This is a genomic window from Emticicia sp. 17c, from assembly GCF_037153985.1.
In the GTDB taxonomy this organism is placed as follows: domain Bacteria; phylum Bacteroidota; class Bacteroidia; order Cytophagales; family Spirosomataceae; genus Emticicia.
Genome location: NZ_JBBAYI010000006.1, coordinates 100,892 through 112,497 on the forward strand (window position 1 = coordinate 100,892; position 11,606 = coordinate 112,497).

Below are 11,606 nucleotides of genomic sequence, written 5' to 3' on the forward strand. Positions count from 1 at the left end.
CTTAGCTCTCAGCCATTACGGCTTACCTTCCAAAGAACAAAAGCATGATAACCTATCTCAAACAAACTAAAACTATTCGCATGAAGAAACTACTACTTTTCTGCCTGATTCTCTTAAACTTTTGTGCCTCAGGGCAAGTAGCCGACAGCTACTACCTGCCCCAGAATGTTAGCTATGACCCGAAAATTCCGACCCCACAAAAATTTCTGGGTTATCAGGTGGGCGAGCAACACGTAACTCCCTACGAACAATATGCCTATATGCGCGAACTGGCGCGCCTTTCAGACAGAATAAAAGTAGAGGTTTACGGCAAAACCTTTGAAAACCGTGAACTACTGCTCCTGACAGTAACTTCGCCTAAAAACCATGCACAAATTGAGCAGATAAAAGCCGAACACCAGAAACTCGTAAACCCGTCGCAGTCGGGTAGTCTGGATATAAAGAAAATGCCAATTGTGGTCTGGATGGGCTATTCGGTACACGGAAACGAACCCAGCGGCACAAACTCGAACCTCATGTCGGCCTATTATCTGGCGGCAGCACAAGGGGCGGGCATTGATTCACTGCTGAACGAAGCTGTTATTCTGATTGACCCCTGTATTAATGCCGATGGAGGCAACCGCTTTGCCACTTGGGTAAATATTAACCGTAGCACCACACTCGTAAGCGATGTCAACAGCCGTGAGTTCAGCGAAACATGGCCCGGTGGCCGAACCAATCATTATTGGTTTGACCTGAACCGCGACTGGCTTTATCAGCAAATGCCTGAAAGTAAAGGGCGTTTAGTGAAGTTTTACGACTGGCGGCCTAATATCCTGACCGACCACCACGAAATGGGTAGCGCCTCAACATTTTTCTTTCAGCCGGGTGTTCCGTCACGTACACACCCACTTACCCCCAAAAGTAATATTGAGCTAACGGCCAAAATAGGTAAATACCATGCCACCGGTCTGGACAAAATCAACTCGGCCTATTACACACAGGAAAACTACGATGATTTTTATTATGGCAAAGGCTCAACCCTGCCCGATGTAAACGGCTCTATTGGTATTCTGTTCGAGCAGGCCTCATCGCGCGGGCATTTACAAGAAACCCCAAATGGTTTACTAAGTTTTCCGTTTACTATCCGTAATCAGTTTTCTGCCACGCTTTCAACGCTTAAAGCCGCCCGAGAGATGCGCGTAGAACTACTGGAACACATGCGTAATTTTTACAAGGAAACCTCAACCGATGCCGTGAAAGCATACGTTTTCGGCGGCAGCAAAGATGCCGTCAAAACATGGGAAATGGTCAATATGCTGAAACGAAACCAGATTGATGTATATAAGTTATCAAAAGATGAAAATATTGATGGCACTTCGTTTAGCAAAAGCAATGCTTTTGTGGTTCCGATGAACCAACCTCAGCACCGCCTTATCAAATCGATGTTCGAGAAGCGCACCAAGTTTGAAGACAGCCTTTTTTATGATATCTCGGCGTGGTCGCTTCAATATTGTATGAATACCCCTACCGTCGAAGTTAAAACCAACGTTTCGTTAGGCGAAAAAGTTACTACAAATGATTTCCCGAAAGGGAAAGTTGTAGGCACTAGCTCTTATGCCTATTTATTTGAGTGGAACAGTTATTTTGCCCCTCGCGCCGCTTATGAGCTACTTAAAAAAGGTTATACACTAAAGGTGGCTGTTGAGCCTTTAACCGCCATTATTGGTGGCAAAGAACAGAAATTCGACTACGGCACTATTCAGATAATTTGTAATGGAAATGACCCTAACGCATTACTCCAGACTTTAGCCGAAAGAGACGGCATTGATTTTTATGCCACAACCACAGGGTTAACTCCGGCAGGTATTGACCTCGGAAGCGAGAAATTCCGCAGGTTACGGCAACCACGTGTTCTGATGCTGGCAGGAGCAGGCATTAATGCCAACGATGCTGGCGAAATCTGGCATTTGCTCGACCAACGCATCAATATTCCGCTTACTTTTGCTGATGTTGAAACGGTTAACCGGATAAATCTGGAAAAATATACCCATATTGTGATGGTTGCCGGCAATTACAATAACCTTTCGGACGAAAAAATTAAAAGATTTGTGCAAGGCGGCGGTGTGTTAGTGGTTACAACCGATGCAACCGAATGGGCAGCCAATAAAAAAATAGCTTCTGTCAGCATCAAGAGCAGGCCAAACAATGAGGGTACCGAAAAACGCCCTTATGCCTTACAAGAACGCTACAATGGGGCCATGGAAACGGCAGGTACTATTTTTGAAGCAAAAATTGACCCTACGCATCCAATATGTTTCGGGTACTCGCAAGATAAACTGGCCTTGTTCAAAGACAACAACATTTTCTTTGAAGACACTAAAAACCCATATAATACGCCACTCGTTTTTACGGCTAACCCCCTACTGGCTGGTTATGTGCATCCGAAAAACGAAGCCATGATTAAAAACTCTCCGGCAGTTATTACCCAGAATCTTGGTGCCGGAAGGGTCATACTGATGTCAGAGAATCCTAATTTCAGGGCATTCTGGTACGGAACCAATAAATTATTCCTGAACACCCTGTTTTTCGGGCATATCATTGGCGGAAACAGATTTGGCGGAGAAGAGTAACCCTAAAGCAACTCAAGCCAAAGCCCTTTCAGCCAACCTCCTGAAAGGGCTTTGATTTTATACAGGCTTGTAAAAGCCAAGTAAATAGCCTGTATTTATCACCAAAAATAAATCAGCCACACACCATAAAATACTTTATAAAACCCGTTAAAGCTACTTGGCAAGCATGATACGCTAAATTTGTTGGCTTACTTAATCTTCTTAACATAACTTATTGGTATTTAGCCTTGTGAGTACACATTAAATAAAATCAAAATATGAAAAACATTACTGGCAAAACATCATTCACATTTAGTTTTCAGGCCATCGACAAAACAAAACTTATACTTGTAGGTGGTAAAGGGGCGAATCTGGGAGAACTATCGCATATTAACGGCATAAATGTACCAGAAGGTTTTTGTATTTCAACCGAAGCCTATAAAATGGCTGTTGAAAATAACCCGTCGGTTAACAATTTGCTCAAACAGTTATCATATCTGAAATCGGATAATCGGGATAAAATAATTGCATTGAGTTCCGAAATCCGCCAGAATATCGAATCCATCACAATCCCCCAAAGCATTCAGGACGAAGTTACGCACTTTCTTTCCATATTTGGCGAAAACACCCCCTATGCCGTACGCTCAAGTGCTACTGCCGAAGATTTGCCAACTGCTTCATTTGCAGGCCAGCAAGATACTTATCTGAATATAATCGGCAAACAGTCCATCCTGAAACATATCAGTAAGTGCTGGGCATCACTCTTTACCGAAAGGGCTGTGGTTTACAGGATGCAGAACGGATTCAGCCACCACGCAGTTTACTTGTCGGTGGTTGTTCAGAAAATGGTTTTTCCGCAAGTGTCAGGCATTTTATTCACTGCCGACCCTGTAACTTCTAACAGAAAAACGTTATCGATTGATGCCAGTTTCGGGCTTGGCGAGGCACTGGTTTCCGGCCTTGTAAATGCCGATAATTATAAAGTACGTAATGCCGAAATTATCAACAAAATGGTATCTGCCAAAAAACTGGCTATTGATGCTTTAAAAGAAGGCGGCACATACGAACACCCGCTTGCCCCCGAACAACAGACAACGCAGGCATTAACCGACAAACAGATTTTAAGCCTTGCCAGAATAGGCCAAAAAATAGCAGACCACTTTGGCCAGCCACAGGATATTGAGTGGTGTATGGCAGACGATACTTTTTATATTGTGCAAAGCAGGCCAATCACGACTTTGTTTCCTGTGCCGGAAGCGACCGACCAAGAAAAACATGTTTACGTATCGGTAGGGCACCAGCAAATGATGACCGACCCCATGCGGCCGCTCGGTTTATCGTTATGGCAGTTAACGGCTTTTCGACCTATGTTTAAAGCAGGTGGAAGGCTATTTGTCGACATCATGCCCAATCTGGTCACACCCGTTCAACGAACAGCCATACTCAATGCCATGGGGCAACACGACCCCCTTATTAAAGATGCGCTCGTGACATTAATAGAACGGGGTGATTTTTTAGAACCAATTCCTGCCGACGAGCCGGTATCTGCCAACAAAAATAGCTTACCAGAGGCTTTTCAGTCGCCTATCGAAGATAATTCGGCCATTGCCAACGATTTAATCAACCGTAGCGAGGCTTCTGTCAAGGAATTAAAGCATAACATTGAGAGCATATCAGGAGAAGCACTCTTCGATTTTATTCTGGAAGACCTCCAGAAATTAAGAAAATCATTACTCGAACCCAAAAGTATGGAAGTAATTATGGCTGCCATTAACGCCTCGGCATGGCTTAACGAAAAAATAGCTAGCTGGTTAGGCGAAAAAAATGTAGCCGATACCCTTTCGCAGTCGGTGCCAAATAACATCACGTCTGCAATGGGGCTTGAATTACTAGATGTAGCAGATGTGATTCGTCCATACCCTGACCTGATTGCGTATTTACAACAAACCAAAAATGATGACTTCCTGACAGAAATAACTAACTTTAATGGAGGGAAGGAAGCACAGCAAGCTATTTATGCGTATCTTAACAAGTACGGAATGCGTTGTGTCGGAGAAATTGATGTTACCAGAACCCGCTGGAGCGAAAAACCCGCAATACTTATTCCGATGATTCTGGGTAACATTAAAAACTTTGGGGCAGGGGCTAGTAAGCAAAAATTTGAACAGGGGCGGCAGGAAGCCCTTAAAAAAGAACAGGAATTACTGGCAAAATTGAGGCTCCTACCCGACGGCGAACAAAAAGCCAGCGAAGTTGCGCGTGTTATTGGTATTCTTCGGAACTTTATTGGTTATCGGGAATACCCCAAATATAGCATCATCAGCCATTTATCTGTTTATAAACAAGGCTTGATGAAAGAGGCCCAAAGGCTTCAGGAAGAAGAAGTAATCTATGAAAAAGAAGATGTATTTTTTCTTACTTTTGATGAGTTCAGAGAAACAGTGCGTACAGGTCAGGTCAATTACGCGCTGATTCAAAACAGGAAAAACGAGTTTAGCAAGTATGAGAAACAGACTCCGCCGCGCGTGATTACATCCGACGGGGAGATTATCACAGGAAAATACAAACGCGAAAACCTGCCTGCTGGTGCAATTGTGGGCTTACCTGTTTCGTCGGGTATAGTTGAAGGCAGAGCGCGGGTCATTCTGAACATTGAAGATGCCGTTCTGGAAGAAGAAGACATACTGGTAACATCGTTTACAGACCCTAGCTGGACACCACTCTTTGTATCAATAAAAGGCTTGGTTACAGAAGTAGGCGGCCTGATGACCCACGGAGCCGTTATTGCACGTGAATACGGCCTACCGGCCGTTGTTGGGGTAGAAAATGTAACACACCTAATAAAAGACGGGCAACGCATAAGGGTTAATGGAACAGATGGCTACGTAGAAATTCTGTAAGTATCCTGAATATATTTTCAATGGTATCATCGTTTTTTGATATAAGTTCCTTTTTAATTTAAACACTAATCTATTCAAAAATGGTAAAGAAAATTCTGTTAGCACTCGGCGTCGTTCTTGTATTGATTCAGTTTATTCGTCCTGCCAAAAACGAATCTGACGACAAAACACATGACATTTCAACCAAATATGTGGTTCCGGCTCATGTAAATCACTTGCTCGAGGTAGCCTGTAACGACTGCCACAGCAATAAAACCACGTATCCGTGGTACTCGCAGATACAACCTGTGGCATGGTGGATGAACCACCACGTTGAAGATGGCAAACGCCACCTTAATTTTTCAACTTTTACCTCATTACCTGTGGCAGTTCAAAACCATAAGTTTGAAGAAACCATCGAAATGGTCGACGAAAAAGAAATGCCTCTGGAATCTTACACTTTTTTGGGTTTGCACAAAGAAGCCAACCTGAGCGAAGCCGACAGAAAAGCTATTGTTGATTGGGCAAAAGCCCAGATGGATACACTGAAAGCGCATTATCCGGCCGATAGCCTTGTGCTTAAAAGAAGGGCTCCTGCAGCCCGCTAACAGGGTTATTAAAATAAAAAGCACTCAGTTTTGAACAAACTGAGTGCTTGCTAGCCGTTGGTTCAAAAGCCGAAAGCCTTTTTATTTGTTAACAGCCGCTTCGCTTAGCTCAATACTTCCTTTTTCGGCATCAATGGTGGCTTCAAGACCCACCGGCACCGTGAATTTATCTTTAATATGCCCAATCATAGCCCCCGAAAAAGCAGGTTTTTGCAAGGGCTTGATGTGGTCTTCAAAAATATCCTCCATCGTTAAAGAACCAAAGCCACCTTTTGAGGGGGGGCAGTCGGTACATTTTCCGAACACAAAGCCCGAAATCTGATTCAGAATACCCGCAATCTTCAACTGGGTAATCATTCGGTCAACCCGATAAATATCTTCTCCGACATCTTCTAGAAACAGAATACTGTTTTTAAAATCAGGCACATACGGCGACCCCAACAAATGGCTCAGAACGGTCAGGTTTCCTCCTAGCAGGCGGCCCTTTGCTTTTCCGACATTAATGGTATAAATCCGGTCTTCAACCTGTGTCAGGTTATCGCCTTTTTTAACAGGGTTTGTCATACGCACAGGCTGCGCATCAATAAGCATACTTTTGAAATTATCAACCGAAAAGCTATTCCACGACGACGACCCCACCGGCCCATGAAAAGTAACCAGCCCTGTCTGGCTATAAATACCTATCAGCAAGGCGGTAATATCGCTATATCCGATAAAAACCTTTGGGTTCCGCTGAATGGTCTTGTAATCGAGCAAAGGCAGAATACGGGCGCACCCCCACCCCCCGTGCATGGCCATAATTCCGTTAACACTTTTATCGGCAAACATCTGGTTAATATCGGCGGCCCGGTCTTCGTCTTTTCCTGCCAGATACCCGTATCGGTCAAAAATATGTTTTCCTTTCTTTACCTTAAAGCCCAACGCCTCCAGACTTTCGATAGCAACCTGCACGTCTTCTTTGATAAAAGCCGAGTACGCCGGACAAACCAGCCCGATGGTATCGCCGGGTTTGAGGGCGGCAGGTTTTAAAGTTGCGGCTTTTTCTTCCGAAAACTTAAAATTCATATTAGCCAAACCTAAGCCAGACAAAATTGATGTATGAAGAAAATGGCGGCGATTAAGCATATTGTTCGCAGGGTTAAGGTTTATTCAAAAACGTTTTACTATGCAAGGTAAATAAAAAAAGGGAGTTCATGAATATACTTCATAAACTCCCCCCTCATGATTTTGCCGTACTATCAAGAAACAGTTTCTTTCATTAACGTTACTAAATCTTTATCGTTTACTTCCTTGATTCGGTCGGCCAAATCCAAGAAGCGGCTGTATGTATCGTCAATTTCAGGTTTATCGAGTTTAAAACCTAGTTTTTCGAGGCGGTGTTTTAAGGCATGACGCCCACTTCTGGCTGTTAACACAATAGATGATTTATCAACTCCTACTTCTTGCGGGCTGATAATCTCGTAGTTTTCGGTGTGTTTCAGGAAGCCGTCCTGATGAATACCCGACGAATGCGCAAAAGCATTACGCCCCACAATGGCTTTATTGGCCTGCACAGGCATACGCATGGTTTCTGATACCAGATTACTCAATGGTGAAAGCAAGGTACTTTCGATATTGGTATGATACCCCAACGATTTATGTACTTTCAGAATCATGGCTACTTCTTCGAGCGACGTATTTCCGGCACGTTCGCCAATGCCATTAATCGTTACCTCTACTTGTCTGGCTCCGGCCTGAATACCAGCAATAGTATTAGCTGTTGCCAGCCCCAAATCGTTGTGGTTGTGCATCGAAATAATGGCTTTATCGATATTTGGCACATTATTCATGATGTACGATATACGTTCAAACATTTGGTTAGGCAATACATAACCGGTGGTATCAGGCAGGTTTACAACGGTTGCCCCTGCTTTAATTACCTCGTCGGTAAGTCTGGCTAAAAATTCCAAATCAGCGCGGCCCGAATCTTCGGCATAAAACTCAACATCATCTACATACTTTCTGGCGTGTTTCACCGCAGCAACTGCTTGTTCGATAATCTGCTCGCGAGTACTATTGAATTTATGCTTAATGTGAATGTCTGAAGCCCCTATTCCGGTATGAATACGTGGGCGTTTGGCTAGTTTCAGTGCTTCGGCTGCTGCTTCAATATCGCCTTTAATGGCTCTTGAGAGGGCACAAACGGTAGGTTCGGTTACGGCTTTTGCCACTTCTACTACTGACTTGAAATCGCCAGGACTTGAAATAGGAAATCCTGCTTCAATAATATCGACACCCAGTTTTTCGAGTTGTTTGGCAATCATTACCTTTTCTTCGGTTGTCAGTTGGCATCCGGGAACTTGTTCTCCATCTCGTAAGGTGGTGTCGAAGACATAAATCTTTTGGCTCATCGCTGAACGAGGTTATTTTAGTTAATTTACTGATTCTTATCTCGCAAAAAAGCCCTTTCTCACATTGTGCAAGAAAGGGCTTTTGATTTATACAAAATCTCCGTTTCTCACACTGAAAAGCTGAGTAGAAGGAGAAGTGAATTTGCGATAGCTGTTTGTTTCAATTGTTTTTGAATTTTACAAGGACACAAATTTAACAGAATATTTTTTTCCGGCAAAAACTTCTATATATTTTTTTCAAATACAAATCATGAAAGAAAAAATCCACTTCTTAGTTACAAATTTAATGTTTTTTTGTCGTCATTTCCATTCAGAATTTACATATAAAAATGTATTTTCAGTATTTGCCCTTTTAAAAAAGGCTTGTTCATTATAATTTAATAAGCAGCTAAATTGCTGATTATAAACCCCTTACCCCTATCCTTGTTTTCGTCGCCCGTATATAACTTATACAATTCAAAATAGTTTATTCGGTAATTCTCATAAATAGTTATTATTTTTGCGAGATTCTAAAGGCGAAGAAATATTTTATTTTAAATATGCATAGAAAAACCAAAATTGTAGCTACTGTCGGACCTGCCTCTGAAAGTGAAGAAATGTTATTGGAACTAGCAAAGGCTGGTGTAAATGTTTTCCGTTTAAATTTTTCACATGGAACCCATGCGGACCATCAGATGCGAATTGACCGTATTCGTAAAATAAATGCTGAACACGGTTTTCAATGTGCCATTTTACAAGATTTACAAGGGCCGAAAATCCGTATCGGTCAAATGGAGAAGGGGAATGATGGGGTTGAAATTTTTGCAGGAGATAAATTAGTTTTTACCAACGAAGATATTGTCGGAAACGCCCAGCGTGTAAGTACACCCTATAAAGGTATGTACAAAGACGTAAAACTTGGCGAGAGAATCCTGATGGATGATGGCAAGCTAGAAGTAAAAGTAATAGGCGTTGATGGCATGGATGTAATCACAGAAGTGGTTTATGGAGGGCTATTAAAACAAAAGAAAGGCGTAAACCTGCCTAATACTAATATTTCGCAACCTTCTGTTACCGAAAAAGACTGGGAAGACCTACGTTTCGGCTTAGCCAACGATGTTGACTGGATTGCCCTTTCGTTTGTGAGAACCGCCGAAGAAATAAAGGAGATTCAAAGCTTTATTAAACAACAAGGCAGAGAAGCAAAAGTAATAGCCAAAATAGAAAAACCAGAAGCAGTAGTTAACATGGATTCTATCATAGAAGCTACTGACGGTATTATGGTTGCCCGTGGTGACCTCGGTGTTGAACTTCCGTCGGAAGATGTACCTATGATTCAGAAAAATCTGGTTGAGAAATCGAATCTGGCAGCGAAACCTGTAATTGTAGCAACACAAATGCTAGAAAGCATGATTGACAGCCCGCGCCCAACCCGCGCCGAGGTAGGCGACGTAGCCAATGCCGTACTGGATGGAGCCGACGCCGTAATGTTAAGTGCCGAAAGTGCCTCAGGTAAATACCCGATTCTGGCCGTTCAGACAATGGTAAATACCATTCTGAAAGTTGAAGCAGACGCCGACCCGAAAAAACTATATTATCGCCATCATGCACGAGTTACAGCCGATGATTATGTGTCGGACGAAAAAGAGAACGATAACGTAGTTATGACAGCCTGCCGTTTAGCTCGTGACTTAAAAGTAAAAGCTATTATTGGCATTACATCGTCAGGCTACACCGCATTCCGGTTGTCGCATCACCGCCCAAAAGCCAGTACATTTGTTTTCACGGGCAACGATAAGCTCATTACACAATTAAGTCTTTACTCTGGCGTAAACGCCTTCAAATATAACCACCTGAAAGACAGCACAGTTGAAGAAGTTGTTACTTCTATCCGTAATTTTCTGGTAGAAAAAGGAGAACTGGAAACAGGTGATTTGTTTATTAACACGCTTAGTATGCCTTTGCAGGAAAACAACCGTACTAATACGGTAAAACTAAGCCGAGTAGAATAATACTAATCTGAATCATGTAGTAATAAGAGGGCTCATCTTTACTGATGGGCTTTTTTATTGCCCAACCTCAGAAGTTAAGAGTCAATTGCCTGCCTATCATTTCGTCTTCAAACTCAAGGTTCGATAAATAAATTCCTAATAAACGCACGCCCTTTGGCATAGGCAAAAGCGCGTGTAGCATTTCGTAAGAGATTTTTGCCAGTAATGTTGCTTCCATTACCGAAAGCTGTGACGTGCGGCTTCGGGTAATACTTTCAAAATCGGCAAATTTAATTTTCAAGGTAATGGTTTTTCCGTAGGCTTTTATTCGGGCCATTCTTTTCCAGAGTTGTTCCAGAATATCATCCATTTCCCGATACAAATCATCGGGTTCTGTAAAATCGCGGTCGAAGGTATTCTCTACCCCTATCGATTTCCTGATACTATCGGGGTTTACTGTGCGGTTATCAACCCCTTGTGCTATATCAAAATAATACTTGCCTACTTTGCCGAAGTGCTTGGTCAAAAACTCCAACGTTTTTTGTTTGAGGTCTTTTCCTGTAAAAATCCCCATTTTATTCATTTTTTCGGCAGTAACACGCCCAATACCATGAAACTTGCCAATTTCTAAGGCTTCAACAAATGCCGCCGCCTGTGCTGGTTTAATCACAAAAAGGCCATCTGGTTTTTTATAATCAGAGGCAATTTTTGCCAGAAACTTATTAACCGAAACACCTGCCGAGGCGGTCAGCCCTGTTTTTTCTTTAATTCTGGTTTTTATTTCCTGAGCAATCTGTGTAGCCGTCTCAATCCCTTTCAGATTTTCTGTTACATCCAGATACGCTTCATCTAACGACAAAGGCTCAACAAGAGGCGTATATTCAAGAAAAATCTCCCGTATCTCTCTCGATACCTGTCGGTAAACCTCAAAACGCGGCTTAACAAATATCAATTGCGGGCATTTCTGCTTAGCTATTCTGGACGACATCGCCGACCGTACCCCAAATTTACGTGCCTCATAGCTGGCCGCAGCCACTACACCACGCTCACTACTACCACCAACAGCAATAGGTTTCCCGCGCAAATCGGCAAAGTCGCGTTGTTCTACCGAGGCGTAGAAGGCATCCATATCTATATGTATAATTTTGCGGGTCACTATTATTGCAGA

General features: G+C 42.8%; 7 protein-coding genes. 4 read left to right on the forward strand and 3 right to left on the reverse strand.

What is annotated here, in order from left to right; genetic code table 11:
• The first annotated feature begins 80 nt into the window (after nucleotides 1-80).
• The 3 genes from WAA15_RS13250 (at nucleotide 81) to WAA15_RS13260 (ending at nucleotide 6,078) form a co-directional block, all read left to right on the forward strand.
• Nucleotides 81-2,612, forward strand: a complete 2,532-nt coding sequence (locus tag WAA15_RS13250) for a M14 family metallopeptidase (RefSeq protein ID WP_337043255.1) — start codon at nucleotides 81-83, stop codon at nucleotides 2,610-2,612.
• A 257-nt stretch (nucleotides 2,613-2,869) separates the two neighbouring features.
• Nucleotides 2,870-5,491 (forward strand): phosphoenolpyruvate synthase, encoded by a 2,622-nt coding sequence (gene ppsA / locus WAA15_RS13255; RefSeq protein WP_337043256.1) that lies wholly within the window; start codon nucleotides 2,870-2,872, stop codon nucleotides 5,489-5,491.
• Nucleotides 5,492-5,571: 80 nt separating this feature from the next.
• Nucleotides 5,572-6,078 carry a heme-binding domain-containing protein gene (locus WAA15_RS13260; RefSeq protein WP_337043257.1) on the forward strand — a complete coding sequence of 169 codons (507 nt, stop codon included), beginning with the start codon at nucleotides 5,572-5,574 and terminating at the stop codon, nucleotides 6,076-6,078.
• Nucleotides 6,079-6,159: 81 nt separating this feature from the next.
• Here WAA15_RS13260 and WAA15_RS13265 read toward each other — a convergent pair whose 3' ends face one another.
• Both WAA15_RS13265 and WAA15_RS13270 read right to left on the reverse strand, forming a co-directional pair.
• Nucleotides 6,160-7,203, reverse strand: a complete 1,044-nt coding sequence (locus WAA15_RS13265; protein ID WP_337043258.1) for a S66 peptidase family protein — start codon at nucleotides 7,201-7,203, stop codon at nucleotides 6,160-6,162.
• Nucleotides 7,204-7,316: 113 nt separating this feature from the next.
• Nucleotides 7,317-8,468 carry a 2-isopropylmalate synthase gene (locus tag WAA15_RS13270; RefSeq protein WP_337043259.1) on the reverse strand — a complete coding sequence of 384 codons (1,152 nt, stop codon included), beginning with the start codon at nucleotides 8,466-8,468 and terminating at the stop codon, nucleotides 7,317-7,319.
• Between the two features lie 539 nt (nucleotides 8,469-9,007).
• Between WAA15_RS13270 and pyk the strand changes: the two genes are divergently transcribed.
• Entirely contained in the window at nucleotides 9,008-10,459 is a 1,452-nt protein-coding gene (gene pyk / locus WAA15_RS13275) for a pyruvate kinase (RefSeq protein ID WP_337043260.1), read from the forward strand.
• Between the two features lie 67 nt (nucleotides 10,460-10,526).
• Here the strand turns inward: pyk and dinB are convergent, their stop codons facing one another.
• Nucleotides 10,527-11,567 carry a DNA polymerase IV gene (dinB, locus tag WAA15_RS13280; protein ID WP_442892800.1) on the reverse strand — a complete coding sequence of 347 codons (1,041 nt, stop codon included), beginning with the start codon at nucleotides 11,565-11,567 and terminating at the stop codon, nucleotides 10,527-10,529.
• Nucleotides 11,568-11,606: the final 39 nt, after the last annotated feature.

Coding starts and splice junctions, on each gene's coding strand:
- pyk (WP_337043260.1), top strand. CDS start 9,008: ATGCATAGAAAAACCAAAATTGTAGCTACTGTCGGACCTGCCTCTGAA.
- ppsA (WP_337043256.1), top strand. CDS start 2,870: ATGAAAAACATTACTGGCAAAACATCATTCACATTTAGTTTTCAGGCC.
- WAA15_RS13270 (WP_337043259.1), bottom strand. CDS start 8,468: ATGAGCCAAAAGATTTATGTCTTCGACACCACCTTACGAGATGGAGAA.
- dinB (WP_442892800.1), bottom strand. CDS start 11,567: ATGGATGCCTTCTACGCCTCGGTAGAACAACGCGACTTTGCCGATTTG.
- WAA15_RS13250 (WP_337043255.1), top strand. CDS start 81: ATGAAGAAACTACTACTTTTCTGCCTGATTCTCTTAAACTTTTGTGCC.
- WAA15_RS13260 (WP_337043257.1), top strand. CDS start 5,572: ATGGTAAAGAAAATTCTGTTAGCACTCGGCGTCGTTCTTGTATTGATT.
- WAA15_RS13265 (WP_337043258.1), bottom strand. CDS start 7,203: ATGCTTAATCGCCGCCATTTTCTTCATACATCAATTTTGTCTGGCTTA.